Source organism: Bradyrhizobium sp. WSM2254 (assembly GCF_000472645.1).
Taxonomy (GTDB): Bacteria; Pseudomonadota; Alphaproteobacteria; order Rhizobiales; family Xanthobacteraceae; genus Bradyrhizobium; species Bradyrhizobium niftali.
This window is the reverse complement of record NZ_AXAB01000062.1, coordinates 13,481-25,978: the sequence shown is the minus strand read 5'-3', so window position 1 is coordinate 25,978 and position 12,498 is coordinate 13,481. Positions and strand designations below refer to the sequence as shown.

Below are 12,498 nucleotides of genomic sequence, written 5' to 3'. Positions count from 1 at the left end.
TGGACGATCGACATCCTCCGAATGGAGGATGACATGGGCGACGAGACCTTCACGCTGTCCGAGCGGCACGGCGAGAAGCAGGTCGAGTGATCCCCAAAGTGTCATTCCGGGGCGCTCGCATCAGCGAGCGAACCCGGAATCTCGAGATTCTCAGGTGCGCAAATGCGCACCATTGTTCGGTGCTTCGCGCCGCCCCGGAATGACAGCGAAGTAGCGCCTCCTATCGCCGGCGGCGGAATGGCGAAGGCGGCCGCTTGTAGGTCGCGACAAATGCATCGTTGAATCTGCGAACGCTGCCGAAACCGGCGGCGAAGCCGATCTCCGTCAATGTCATGCTGGTCTGGTCGATCAGACGCTTGGCTTCCTGCACACGGCGGCAGCTATCTGCGCGCCGGCTTCGCCGTGGCGCTCGGCACGGCATGGCTCGGCGAACGCTTCACCTGGTCGGCCCTTACAGGCATGACGCTCATTCTCGCCGGGGTCATCGCAATCACGATGCCCCTGCCGGCGCAGCAGCGTGTTCTCGAACAGTGACGGCGCCCGCGGGGCGGTCTTTTGGACCGCCCCGCGGGCCGCCTTTGCCGATCAGGCGTGATTGACCTCGACGACCTCGCACAGGATCGTCTCGGCCTTCGCCAGCGCCGCAAGGCGCTGGACGTACGGCGCAAATCTCGGATCCTTGCGAAAATTCTCGATGTCCCCTGCACTTGCCCATTGCGAGTAGTTGATCGCGCGCTGGCCCTCCTTGCTGGCGTGGACGCTGGACGAGATGAATCCGGGCTGCTTGCTGAAGAAGCTCTCGGTGCCTTCCTTCAGGAGTAGCACCAGCTTGTGCTGGTTGTCCGGCTCGACCGTGAAGACATTGACGAGGGTCGTGACGTCGCTGCCGGTACGAATGGTCGCTTCCATTTTCGAGCTCCTGTTCTGGCCGTGGGACGGCGCTGCTTGCGCCGCGAGCAAGACGCCGGCTCCGAGGCCGGTGGCAACGAAGGTACGACGCGACGGCTCAGGTCTGGTCCGGGACATTGATGTTCTCCTGTTGCGGAAGATCGGCTGGCCACTCGACCGGCCAACAGCGCTGAGACGAACGAGGCAGGAGAACGACGACAGCTGGTGTGAGATTTTTTTCTTCCCGACCGTAGACGGCGCCGGGAATCCGGGCGGCAACATCCTGAGCGGCTCCCGGCGTTGCCGATGCGCGAACTCTGCTGGCCAGAGCGCGCCGAAAATGCCTGGCCGGATTGGTCAGCCCGGGGCCAGACACTTCGTGGTTGCAAAACGCGCGCCGTCCGGCATGGTTATGCCTGATGCCCGCCAAGACCGACCACGACAAGAGCAAGCCTGAGGACGCGCCGCACTATCACGGCCATCGCGAGCGGCTGCGCGAGCGCTTCTACAGCGCGGGGGCGGATGCGCTCAGCGACTACGAGCTGTTGGAGATGGCGCTGTTTCCGGCGCTGCCGCGGCGCGACACCAAGCCGCTTGCGAAGACGCTGATCAAGATTTTCGGCTCGTTCGCCGAGGTCGTGCACGCGCCGGTGGCGCGCTTGCGCGAGATCGACGGCATCGGCGAATCCGCGATCCACCAGCTCAAGCTGATCGCAGCCGCCGCGCATCGCGTCGCCAAGGGCGAGGTCAACAGCCGCAACGCGCTGTCGTCCTGGAACGAGGTGATCGACTACTGCCGCACCAGCATGGCCTTTGCCGACAAGGAGCAATTCCGCCTGCTCTTCCTCGACAAGCGCAACCAGCTGATCGCCGACGAGGTGCAGCAGACCGGCACCGTCGACCACACCCCGGTCTACCCGCGCGAGGTGATCAAGCGCGCGCTGGAGCTGTCGGCAACCGCGCTCATCCTGGTCCACAATCATCCCAGCGGCGATCCCTCGCCGTCGCAGGCCGACATCCAGATGACCAAGGCGATCATCGACATCGCCAAGCCGCTGGGGATTGCCGTGCATGACCACATCATTGTCGGTAGGAACGGGCACGCGAGTTTGCGGGGGATGAAGCTGATATAGTCGTTCGCGAAGCGAACGTCCCTCAGTGGAAGAAAGCTCGGGCAGCTTCCGAAATAGCTTCGGACGCCTGACGATCGTCGATCGAAGGCCGGCCATCGCCAGACTGAGGTCCGTAGTTCCCGAACTGGCTATGGACCATGCCTGCGACTCGAACAATTTGCGCATCGGCCGGCAATTCCACCGCGTGCTGCTCGATCGTCTCAGGTGCCATGATGCCATCCCGATCCGCCACGATAGCAAGCGTCGCAAGTCGGGACTTCGAAATATCGGAGCCACAATAGGTACCGAACAACACAATCCCCTGAAGATCGTCGCGGTGTTTGCTCGCATAGTAACAAGCTGCCGCGCCTCCAAGTGAATGCCCGCCCACATACCAACGCTCGATCCCGGTCAACTCCTTGCGCATATCGTCGGCTTGCCCGATCGAGAAGGCTGCGATGTTGAGTCTCGGCCGGCCAATGACGATATTCACCCGGGCTTTGCTGGATAGCGCGACAAGCTTTGAGAGATATGCCCTCGGCTCGATCCGGAGGCCCGGATAAAACAAGAGTCCAATCGCTGACCGGGCAGCGGACGGGCGAATGACAATGAAACCATCACGCTCGCTGATCACAACGCGAGAATCGTTCAGGGCGCGGGCCTGCGCCAGAGGGTCGGCTCTGTACGCATCGAGCGCCCATGCGATGAAACCGCCCCCCAGGAGCGTGGCAAGTCCTGTGCCCACGCCGATCGCAATCAGCAGCTTCTTCACGTCTAATCCTCCTCCAGGAGGCTGCCGAGTCGATCGAGACGACGCTCCCACGACGTCCGGTGTTCTCTGATCCAGTGCTCCAGGGTCTCGAATCCCGACGTATCCAGGCTGCACATACGTACGCGCCCCTTCTTGTGGGACTTGAGCAAGGCACAGGACTGAAGAATGCGCAGATGCTGGGTCACGGCCGTGACGGTGATACCGAGCGGCCTGGAAAGGTCCGACACGGACATTGGACCGGCACTCAAAAGACGAATGATCCGACGGCGCGTAGAATCACCAAGGGCATCCAGGATTCGATCGACCCTGCCGATGCGCAAGGCCATGGACGTGGCCATTGACACGGTCCTCCGGTTTTCTGTGCAGGTGTCTAGACAACCGGCTCAAGTCGATCGAGCAGAGCGCGCCATCCGGCCTCGCGAATTTTGGGACCGTCCGCACCCTCGAAGAAGACGGCCTGATGGGTCAGGACCAACAGTGTCCCCGAGTTCTTTGGACGGAATTCCGCGGTCACGAGGGATGCGGATATGCGCCGCTCTCCTAACGTCATCGTGGACGCCGTAACAACGCGGCGATCGGCAACTACATCCAGAAAGTGCCCGTCGTAGGTGAGCGCGACCGGGGCGAAAGGCGTGCCCTTCTTGAAGCGGTATTGGGCGCGCTCTCGCCCTCCAACGGCAAAATCCATGCTGAAATGCTCGACGTCATGGTCAGGGCCTTCAGCAAACCAGCGCCGCTTCTTGGACGCGTCGGAAAAAGCCGCGAACACCTGGATCGGCGGCCTGAGATACATGCGCTCGATGACAAACGTGTTGTCGACGATGGATTGATCGGTCATTGCCACCCCGCTCATTAGTGAAGTCTATACTTCAGTATAAGCGTGCGGCGCGATAGTCAAGTGGCGACTTCAGTATCAGAACCGTCCGCATGGAGAAGCCGGCGATTTGCGCACGCTGAAGCGCGGGATGCGGTTGATCTGAAGCTTCGAATCGAGCGACAAGAACAGCATGAGCGACTGGCTGCACAATCTGCCGCTGCCCTTGATGGCGCTGGTGATCTTTGGCTTCACCTATCTTCTGGCCGTTGCCATCTTCGCGGGCATCGCGCTTGTCGCGACCGGCGAGCGCGCCAAATCGCTGAAGGCGATCTCGCCGGGCATGCTGCCGGTGCTCGGCATCATCTTCGGCCTGTTCGTCGCCTTCACCGCGGCGCAGGTCTGGGGTGACAGCGACCGCGCCAGCGCCGCGGTGAGCCGCGAGGCCAGCGCGCTGCGAAGCGCCGTGCTGCTGGCCGCAGGTCTGCCGGCGGAGCAGGAGACGCGACTGCGGGGCCTCGTCCGCGACTATGTCGGACAGGCCGTCACGGTGGAATGGCCGATGATGGCGCATCAGGCGGTCTCGTTGAAAGTCACGCCGCCTGCGCTTGCGGAAGCCTTGCAGCTCGTCGTCGCGATGACGCCGCAAGGCACGGGGCAGGCGAATGTGCAGCGCGAGCTCATCGCAGCGCTGGAGCAGGCGCTGGATGCGCGGCGGCAGCGGATCATCGTCAGCCTCGCCGCAGTGAACCCGGTCAAGTGGTGGTGCCTGTACCTCCAGGCCGTCTGCGCGCTGCTGGTGATCGGCCTCGTTCATTGCGACAACCGCCTGGGATCGGCGATCGCGATGGGCCTGTTCGCGACGGGAGTAGCCACCTCCGTCCTGCTCATCGCCGCACATGACCGGCCGTTCGCCGGCCAGATCTCGATCCAGCCCGAGCCGCTGCTCCAGATCATGCCGGCGGCAGCAAAGAGCTAGCGCGCGAGCGCTCCGTCAGGCCTCAATAGCAATATCGGGGATCGACCGGGACGTAGCGGCCGTCGGGGCGCTGCATGTAGCAGCCGCGCTGATAGGCGTAGTAGCCGGAGCGGCGGCGCTCGCCCTCGGAGGCGATCGCGGCGCCCGTGCCGGCGCCGACGACGGCGCCGATTGCTGCACCGCGGCCTCCACCGATCGCGCCGCCGAGGATCGCCCCGCCAACACCGCCGATGATCGCGCCGCCGACGGCGTCCTGTGCTGCCGCCTCATGCGCCGGCATCGCCATCGCAACCGTCAGACACGCGGCGATCCCAAGACTTCCAATGCGAAGACCTCGAAGCATGCTCGACCTCCCCTGTGGTGAGCTGTGTCATAGCGCCGGAAGCGAATTCGAGCCAGACAAATTGCCGGCGACGCAGCCTAGGACGCTCCGCGATTGCGCCGGAGGCACTGCGCGACGGCAGCCGGATCATACCGCGTGCGATGCACATGCAGGCCGTCCAAAGGTCAGGGCTCCATCCAGCGCTGCACGGCCTCGGCCGTGTCGGCGGGCGTGGTGTTGAAGCAGATCGCCGCATTGGGTGCCAGGCGGTGGACGAGGTTGAGCACCTTCTCGAACAGCAGCAGGCGCTCCTTCGGCTCGCGCAGGCCCGCGCCGATCACGATGCAGTCGAAGCTCTCGTCGCGCAACGCCGCCGTCACCGCGGCTTCCGCTGCCGCATCGACATCGATCAGGCAGCTCGTGACCTGGTAGCCGACATCGCGCAGACGCAAGAACTGCGCCTCGATATAGCTGCGCACGAGTTCCGGCGTGATCTGCGGGAATGCGCTGTAGTCCGCAACGCCGGGTTCGATGCCGATCGCGAGGACGCGCTTGGCCATGCAAGCCTCCTGGGCAAGCCTCCTGACCGTGTGCGTTGCTAACGGGCGGAGGACCCCGCGGGTTCCCGCATTGTCGGACGCCCTGCGATGCCGGTCCCGCCGCTGATTTTCCCGCTGGAGCTGTAAGCCATTTCACATGCGCCTAGCCGGCAACCTGCCACATTTGCGCCGATCACGCTGGAGTCACGCCCCGATCACGGGGCCTGGTTCATTCTGACTTTCATACAATTTCGATAATTCATATTTTTTCGGGAGCGGGAAATGGTCTCATTCGAGAATCTGAAAAGCGAATACGAGCGAAACTGGTCCAGTCTTGAGATCCGGCCTTCACGCGTTGCCGACGCCAATGCCGTCGCACGCAAGGCGATCAACGGCAAGGCGACCTATCAGCAGATCGAGCGGCTGACCGGTGTTCCCTGGTATTTTGCCGCCCTCTGCCACTATCGCGAGTCCAATTTCGATTTCGACACCTATCTCGGCAACGGCGAGTCGATCCATCGCGTGACGACCATCGTTCCGAAAGGGCGCGGCCCGTTCGCCACGTTCGTGGACGGCGCCGTGGACGCATTCAGAATCGAAAATTTCATCGGCGCCCAGGACTGGGGCATCGAGCGGATGCTGTTCCGGCTCGAGGCGTTCAACGGCTTCGGCTATCACGCCAAGGGCTGCAATTCGCCCTATCTCTATGGCGGCTCGACACTGTACGGCCCGCCCGAGGCGAAGGGCGGCAAATTCGTCCGCGACCACGTGTTCGACTCGAACCACGTCGATTCCCAGCTCGGCACCGCCGTGATCCTGCATGCGATGATGTCGCTCGATTCCTCGATCACCCTCGACGGCAGCCCGCAATTCGTGGGCCGGGCCGAGCCCGAGGACGACATCGCCTCGACGGTCGTTCTCATGCAGCAGGCGCTCAACAAGCTCGGCGCCAATCCGCCGCTTGCGGAGGACGGCATCAGCGGACCGAAGACCAGGGCTGCGGTCTCCCAGTTTCAGCAGCAGAACGGCCTGAGGGATAGCGGGCTTCTCGACGGAGCCACGGTCGCCGCCATCACGCGCGCGGCGCAGTCGGGCACCGCCGGGCAGACCCGCGATCTGTCCCACGCCCTGAAGCGGCTGGAAGACCTCGCGCAATTGCTGCGACCGTCCGCCGGCGGCGTAACGCCGGGGACGACGACACCGGGCAACACGCTGCCCGCCACCAACGACCCGATCAGCCTGTTCGAACGGCTCTTCTCCCTCATCAACAAGACGGCGCCCATGCCAGGACCAGTCACCCCGACCAATCCCGCCCCCGTCGATCAGCTGAAGCAGGTCGTCGACCTGCTCAGCGCCCTGCTCAACAAGGACGGCAAGCCCGTGCTCGGCCAGGTCAATGGCGCGCTCGGCGAGACCATCGGCAAGCTGCTCGACGGCAAGAAGACCGCACTCGGCATCGGCGGCTCGGTGCTCACCGCGCTGCTCTCGTCGGTGACGGCGACCCCCAACGCAGGCGGCATTGCCGGATTGCTCGGAACGATCGTGTCGGCGGTGCCGGGGCTCGGCCAGTTCGCGATGCCGATCTCGCTGGCACTCACGGCCTGGGGCGTGCTCGGCAAGCTGGAGAAGTGGGCGCAGGGCACTGCGCCGCCGCCGAAGCCGACGACGTAATCTGCGGCCATCCTTCGAGACGCCCGCCTACGGCGGGCCCTCAGCATGAGGTCGCGTTTCGCGGCAAGATATCGGCCCCTCATGGTGAGGAGCCCGCCAAAGCGGGCGTCTCGAACCGTTTCAGCGCGCCTCAAGCCATGCCGCCGGCATCGGCAATGTCTGCCGCACGTCGTTCCATCAACCCGCGCTCGCGCGCATTGGTGGCAAGACGGGCGGCGGTCTCGAACGATACCCGTGCCTCGGCGAAGCGGCCGAGCTTTTGCAGAAGGTCGCCGCGCACGGCCTGGAGATGGTGATAAGTCCTCAGCGCCGGCTCGTCGGCGATCAGTTCGACGAGATCGAGCCCGGCCTGCGGCCCTTCGGCCATGCCGAGCGCGACCGCGCGGTTGAGTTCGATCACAGGCGAGCGCACCAGCGTCGCAAGCTGGCCATAGAGCTCCGCGATGCGCCGCCAGTCGGTGCTTGCGGCCGTCTCCGCGGTGGCATGACACGCGACGATGGCGGCCTGCAGCGTGTAGAACCGGCCGGCGCCGCCGAGCTCGCGCGCGCGATCCAGCGCCCGAAGGCCGCGGGTGATCTGGAGCCGATCCCACAGTCCGCGATTCTGGTCCATGAGCAGGATGGGCTCGCCATCTTGGTCGGTGCGGGCATGCATCCGCGCGGCATTCAGGTCCATCAGCGCCATGAGGCCGTGCACCTCGGGCTCGAGCGGCGCGAGCCCGACCAGCACCCGTCCCATGCGCAGAGCCTCGTCGCAGAGCTGCGGCCGCAGCCACTCCTCGCCGCGAGAGGCCAAATAGCCCTCGTTGAAAATGAGATAGACGACCTCGAGCACCGAGGCGAGGCGCTCGGAAAGCGCCTCGCCGCCCGGCGTTTCGTAGGTGAGGCCCGACCGCGAAAGCGTACGCTTGGCGCGGACGATGCGCTGGGCGATGGTTGCCTCCGTGACCAGGAAGGCGCGCGCGATCTCCTCGGTGGTCAGGCCGCAGATCATACGCAACGCCAGCGCTGCGCGGGCCTGCCGCGGCAGCAGCGGGTGGCAGGCCGTGAAAATCAGCCGCAGCCATTCGTCACCGATGTCGTCGTCGAGGGCGGTGTCGAAATCGGGCATCGCGTCCTGTTTCTGCATCAGGTCGTGCGTCAGCAGGTCCTGCTTGCGGGAGAGCATTTTCGCACGGCGCAGATGATCGAACGCGCGGCGCTTGGCTGTCGCAACCAGCCAGGCGCCGGGATTATCCGGCACCCCGCTGAGCGGCCAGGCTTCCAGCGCGGCGACCAGTGCGTCCTGGGTCAATTCCTCCGCGAGCGTCACGTCCCGCAGCATGCGCGACAGCGTCGCGATCAGCCGCGGCTGCACAACGCGCCAGGCTGCATGAATCGCGGCGCGGATCGCGTGATCGATGTCGGCGGCCGTCATCGCCGCCGACCAGAGCCCTTTCCGTTCCGACGGAATCGGAACGGGGCTCTAGATTCTAGTTTTGACGCGTTTTCTTTACGCGAACCGGTATCCACTTCGCTCGAAAACACTCTAGGACAAGCGGTGGTGTTCATCAGCCGTGGGCGGCGACCCTGGAACGCGCGTCGATCTCGCACGCCACGTCCACGCCCGGCGTCGCAAATGCCCGCAATTCGCAGGTACCGTCCCATCCCGGCATGTGATCGAGATGCAACTGCATGAATTCCTTCGCCATGGCCAGGGCTTCCGCCTTGTCGCGCAGCTCGAAAATGGCGTAGCCGCCGATCACTTCCTTGGCCTCGACGAAGGGGCCGTCGATGACGCTGAGCTCGCCGTCGACGATCTTCACCCGTGCGCCGGTCGCAAGCGGCATCAGGCCGCCATTGTCGATCATTCGACCGGCCTTGATCTCCCGCTCTGATATCTTCTGCATCGCCTCCGCCAGTGCCGGGGACGGGCCTGCCATCGGCTGGCTGGAGGTCACGATGTACATGAAGCGCATGGAAAAACTCCCTTGGCGCGAGCAGCGACCGCTCCGGCCGCAAACCGGCTCGCTATGGATGTGACGATTGAGCCTCGGCTAAATCGACATCCCGAGAGAATTTATTGGCCGGGAGAAATTATTGCCGCAGCATGATCAGGGGATCGGCGGTATCAGGAACCCGCCGCCACTGCGCGTTGTCGTCGGCCTCGAACTGCCAGATATCGCCTGATTTCGACATCAGGATGATCTGGCCGCGTTCGAGCCGCCATTGCGTCGGGTTGAACTGCGCGATCGCCGCATCGCATCTCGGCTTCAGGAAGACCTGGAAATTGTCGGGCCCGGCCTCGGTATTGGTCAGCGTCAGCCCGCAGACCGGCTGGCCGTTGCCGCGCACCATCGACCAGTCGCCGATCATCTGGTCCATCGACTTGGCCATCGAACGGGCGGCGGCGAGGTCTTGCAGGATGTAGACGCCCTCGCCCTGCCGCAGCCCCTCGAAGATACCGGCCTCGACCTCGGTGAAGTCGATCACCGATTCCCCGGTCGCATCCTGCAAGCGAACGATGTCGAGACCCCTGACGCTCCAGGCGACGATGTCCTTGGTGAAGGGCAGCGCGGTCTTGCAGGCCGGCTCCAGCTCCAGCTTGAAGCCCTGGCCGGCGGCGTCGGCCTTCATCGTGACGACGCAGGTCTTGCTGCGCTCGGTGGTCGAAAGCTCCCACTGCCCGGGCATCTGCTTCTTCAGGGTCGTCGCATCCTGCGCCAATGCAGGGCCGACCGCGGCGACACATGCCGCGATGGCCAATGCAACGACCCGAAGAACGGTCATCAGCGCCCCTTGAACGGCGTTTCCGCAACCGGGGTCAACGGCGCCTTGCCGGCGAACCAGGCCTTGAGATTGTCGACGACGAGCTGGTCCATCGCGTTGCGCGTCACCACCGAGGCCGAGCCGATATGCGGCAGCAGCACGACGTTCTGCATGCTCTTGAGCTCGTCCGGCACGCTCGGCTCGGCCGCGAACACGTCGAGACCGGCGGCGAGGATGGTGCCGGACTTCAGCGCCTGCACCAGTGCCGGCTCGTCGACCACCGAGCCGCGCGCCACATTGATCAGCACGCCGCGCGGGCCGAGCGCCTTGAGCACCTCGGCATTGATCATCTTGTTGGTGCTGGCGCCGCCGGGCACGATCACCATCAAGGTGTCCACCGCCTTCGCCATCTCGATCAGATCGGGATAGTGCTTGTAGGAGACGTCCTTGGACGGGTTGCGGGAGTGGTAGACCACCGGCACCAGCGACGCGTCGAGCCGGCGCGCGATGGCCTGGCCGATCCGGCCCATGCCGACGATGCCGACCTTGCGGTCGCGCAGCGAGCCGACGCTGAGCGGATAGTTCTGCGTCTGCCAGAGCCCGGAGCGGACGTAACGGTCGGCCTTGATGAACTCGCGCACGGTGGAGATCAGGAGGCCCATCGCGACGTCGGCGACCTCCTCGGTCAGCACGTCGGGCGTGTTGGTGACGATAATGTTGTGCTCGGCCGCGTATTTGGCGTCGATATGGTCGTAGCCGACGCCGAAGCTTGCCACCATCTCGATCTTGGGAAGTTGCGACAGCGAGTCCTTGTCGGCGCGCACCGTGTGATAGGTCACGGCCACGCCGCGGATCTTTTCACGGATCGCGGGCGTCAACCGCTCGAGGTCGCCTCGCGTCTCGGCCTTGTGCACGACGAAATGATCGGAAAAACCGTTCTCGAGGATCGGCCGCACCGGCCCATAGATCAGAAGGTCGGTCTTTTCGGACGAAATCGAACCGGCGGTCATCAGTTTTCCTTTCCAAGCGCGCTTTCATGCCAGCGCCGTAAAACGAAGTGGGAAACTAGCGCCAGCACCCCATAGATGACAATCCCGGCCAGCGACAACAACAGCAGCGCGGCGAACATGCGGGGTATGTTCAATCGGTAGCCTGACTCGGCGATCCTGTAGGCGAGCCCGGAGCCGGCGCCGGCCGTTCCGGCCGCGATCTCCGCCACGACGGCGCCGATCAGCGACAGCCCGCCGGCGATGCGCAGGCCGCCGAGGATATAGGGCAGCGCCGCCGGCAGCTTCAGGAAGCGCAGGGTTTGTGGTGGCGAGGCGCCATAGAGCTGGAACAACCCTGCGAGGTTGCGGTCGACCGAATTGAGCCCGAGCGTGGTGTTGGAGAGCACCGGGAAGAAGGCGACGATGAAGGCGCAGACGACGACCGCGGTCTGCTGCTCCAGATAGATCAGGAGTAGCGGTGCAATCGCGATGACAGGCGTCACCTGGAGCACGACGGCGTAGGGGAACAGCGAATATTCCACCCATTTCGACTGGTTGAACAACAGCGCCAGCGCGATACCGCCGACGCTCGCCGCCACAAATCCTTCCAGCGTGGTCAGAAGCGTGGTGGCGAGCGATTGTGACAGCACCGCCCAGTCCTTGATCAGCGTCAGGAAGATGACGGAGGGCGCCGGCAGCACGTAAGGCGGGATCTCCCTGATGCGGACCACGAGTTCCCAGGCGAGAAGCCCGGCCGCAAGCACGACGACGGGAAGCACGAAGCGCACCGCGCGGTGCGCGCCGGACGGCACGGCGGTGACGGAGGGCTGCGCGCTCATAGCGCCGGTTGCCCCGAATAGGACGGCGCCAGCGCGGCCGACACCTTCCGGCAGTAATCCGAATAGGCGGCCGAGGTGCGAAACTCCTCGGTCCGCGGCTCGACCGTCTCGATGCGGATGTCGGCCTGGATCCGGCCCGGCCGCGCCGTCATGACCACCACGCGCTGCGACAGATAGACGGATTCGAACACCGAATGGGTGACGAAGATGACGGTCTTGCGCAGGCTGCGCCACAGCGCGAGCAAATCGTTGTTGAGGCGGAAGCGCGTGATCTCGTCGAGCGCCGCGAACGGCTCATCCATCAGGAGGATATCGGGATCGGTGACGAGCGCGCGCGCCAGCGAGACCCGCATCTTCATGCCGCCGGACAGCTCGCGCGGATAGGCGTCGGCGAAATCGGCAAGCCCGACGCTCGCCAGCGCGTCGTCGGCGCGCGCGCGTGCGTCCGCTTTCGCCACGCCTGCGAGCTTCAAGGGCAGCCGCACGTTCTCGCGCACGCTGGTCCAGGGCATCAGGGTCGGCTCCTGAAACACGAAGCCGATGCCGTGACCCGGCTGTGCAGGTCCCTCGTGACGCGCCATCCGCACGATGCCTGATGACGGCGCGCTGAGCTCCGCGATCAGCCGCAGCGCGGTCGACTTGCCGCACCCCGACGGCCCCAGCAGCGAGATGAACTCGCCCTTGCGCACGGCGAGATCGAGCGGCCCGAGCGCCACGACGCCGTTGTCATAGACCTTCGTCACGCCGCGCAGGCTGACGGCGAGAGCCGTCAGGCTGGCCTCGACCCCGGACGAGGTTTTGCGCTCTACCATCGAACGCTGGCTG

At 64.8% G+C, this 12,498-nt stretch carries 17 protein-coding genes; 4 read left to right on the top strand and 13 right to left on the bottom strand.

All coding sequences use genetic code 11. From position 1 onward, the window contains the following. Positions 1-220: 220 nt before the first annotated feature. Positions 221-334, bottom strand: a complete 114-nt coding sequence (locus A3M7_RS47595) for a hypothetical protein (RefSeq protein WP_371090233.1) — start codon at positions 332-334, stop codon at positions 221-223. On the opposite strand from A3M7_RS47595, the gene A3M7_RS47590 reads away from it, so the two are divergent. Further along, complete coding sequence (locus A3M7_RS47590) at positions 328-534, top strand: hypothetical protein (RefSeq protein ID WP_084302782.1); 207 nt, start codon at positions 328-330, stop codon at positions 532-534. The two genes, A3M7_RS47595 and A3M7_RS47590, sit on opposite strands and share 7 nt — an antisense overlap. A 51-nt stretch (positions 535-585) precedes the next feature. Here the strand turns inward: A3M7_RS47590 and A3M7_RS47585 are convergent, their stop codons facing one another. Further along, entirely contained in the window at positions 586-1,026 is a 441-nt protein-coding gene (locus A3M7_RS47585) for an antibiotic biosynthesis monooxygenase family protein (protein WP_198033868.1), read from the bottom strand. Between the two features lie 281 nt (positions 1,027-1,307). On the opposite strand from A3M7_RS47585, the gene radC reads away from it, so the two are divergent. Next, the gene (gene radC, locus A3M7_RS0134600) at positions 1,308-2,021 is read left to right on the top strand and encodes a DNA repair protein RadC (protein ID WP_027548018.1); all 714 of its coding nucleotides are present in this window, start codon (positions 1,308-1,310) and stop codon (positions 2,019-2,021) included. 22 nt (positions 2,022-2,043) lie between these two features. Here radC and A3M7_RS0134595 read toward each other — a convergent pair whose 3' ends face one another. From A3M7_RS0134595 to A3M7_RS0134585, 3 genes are read right to left on the bottom strand one after another with little or no spacing between them, the layout of a single operon-like run. Then, the gene (locus A3M7_RS0134595) at positions 2,044-2,772 is read right to left on the bottom strand and encodes an alpha/beta fold hydrolase (protein ID WP_027548017.1); all 729 of its coding nucleotides are present in this window, start codon (positions 2,770-2,772) and stop codon (positions 2,044-2,046) included. Between the two features lie 2 nt (positions 2,773-2,774). Further along, complete coding sequence (locus A3M7_RS0134590) at positions 2,775-3,110, bottom strand: helix-turn-helix transcriptional regulator (RefSeq protein WP_198033867.1); 336 nt, start codon at positions 3,108-3,110, stop codon at positions 2,775-2,777. A 32-nt stretch (positions 3,111-3,142) separates the two neighbouring features. After that, positions 3,143-3,610, bottom strand: coding sequence for an SRPBCC family protein (locus tag A3M7_RS0134585; RefSeq protein WP_027548015.1), 468 nt, complete (start codon positions 3,608-3,610; stop codon positions 3,143-3,145). A 169-nt stretch (positions 3,611-3,779) separates the two neighbouring features. Between A3M7_RS0134585 and A3M7_RS0134575 the strand changes: the two genes are divergently transcribed. Continuing rightward, positions 3,780-4,565 (top strand): DUF4239 domain-containing protein, encoded by a 786-nt coding sequence (locus tag A3M7_RS0134575; protein WP_027548014.1) that lies wholly within the window; start codon positions 3,780-3,782, stop codon positions 4,563-4,565. A 22-nt stretch (positions 4,566-4,587) separates the two neighbouring features. Here A3M7_RS0134575 and A3M7_RS0134570 read toward each other — a convergent pair whose 3' ends face one another. Then, positions 4,588-4,908: a YMGG-like glycine zipper-containing protein gene (locus A3M7_RS0134570; protein ID WP_027548013.1), complete on the bottom strand. Its 321-nt coding sequence runs from the start codon at positions 4,906-4,908 to the stop codon at positions 4,588-4,590. A gap of 164 nt (positions 4,909-5,072) precedes the next feature. Further along, the gene (locus tag A3M7_RS0134565) at positions 5,073-5,447 is read right to left on the bottom strand and encodes a hypothetical protein (RefSeq protein WP_027548012.1); all 375 of its coding nucleotides are present in this window, start codon (positions 5,445-5,447) and stop codon (positions 5,073-5,075) included. 261 nt (positions 5,448-5,708) lie between these two features. On the opposite strand from A3M7_RS0134565, the gene A3M7_RS0134560 reads away from it, so the two are divergent. After that, complete coding sequence (locus A3M7_RS0134560; protein ID WP_027548011.1) at positions 5,709-7,097, top strand: peptidoglycan-binding protein; 1,389 nt, start codon at positions 5,709-5,711, stop codon at positions 7,095-7,097. A 130-nt stretch (positions 7,098-7,227) separates the two neighbouring features. Here the strand turns inward: A3M7_RS0134560 and A3M7_RS0134555 are convergent, their stop codons facing one another. From A3M7_RS0134555 to A3M7_RS0134530, 6 genes are all read right to left on the bottom strand, one after another. Next, positions 7,228-8,514, bottom strand: coding sequence for an RNA polymerase sigma factor (locus tag A3M7_RS0134555; RefSeq protein WP_027548010.1), 1,287 nt, complete (start codon positions 8,512-8,514; stop codon positions 7,228-7,230). Positions 8,515-8,647: 133 nt separating this feature from the next. Further along, positions 8,648-9,055 carry a YciI family protein gene (locus A3M7_RS0134550; protein ID WP_027548009.1) on the bottom strand — a complete coding sequence of 136 codons (408 nt, stop codon included), beginning with the start codon at positions 9,053-9,055 and terminating at the stop codon, positions 8,648-8,650. A gap of 118 nt (positions 9,056-9,173) precedes the next feature. Then, positions 9,174-9,866: an AprI/Inh family metalloprotease inhibitor gene (locus tag A3M7_RS0134545; protein WP_027548008.1), complete on the bottom strand. Its 693-nt coding sequence runs from the start codon at positions 9,864-9,866 to the stop codon at positions 9,174-9,176. After that, positions 9,866-10,855: a 2-hydroxyacid dehydrogenase gene (locus tag A3M7_RS0134540; RefSeq protein ID WP_027548007.1), complete on the bottom strand. Its 990-nt coding sequence runs from the start codon at positions 10,853-10,855 to the stop codon at positions 9,866-9,868. Before A3M7_RS0134540 ends, A3M7_RS0134545 begins: the two co-directional genes overlap by 1 nt. Next, positions 10,855-11,673 carry an ABC transporter permease gene (locus A3M7_RS0134535; RefSeq protein ID WP_027548006.1) on the bottom strand — a complete coding sequence of 273 codons (819 nt, stop codon included), beginning with the start codon at positions 11,671-11,673 and terminating at the stop codon, positions 10,855-10,857. The genes A3M7_RS0134540 and A3M7_RS0134535 overlap by 1 nt, the downstream gene beginning before the upstream one ends. Then, positions 11,670-12,485, bottom strand: coding sequence for an ABC transporter ATP-binding protein (locus A3M7_RS0134530; protein ID WP_027548005.1), 816 nt, complete (start codon positions 12,483-12,485; stop codon positions 11,670-11,672). Before A3M7_RS0134530 ends, A3M7_RS0134535 begins: the two co-directional genes overlap by 4 nt. Between the last annotated feature and the right edge of the window lie 13 nt (positions 12,486-12,498).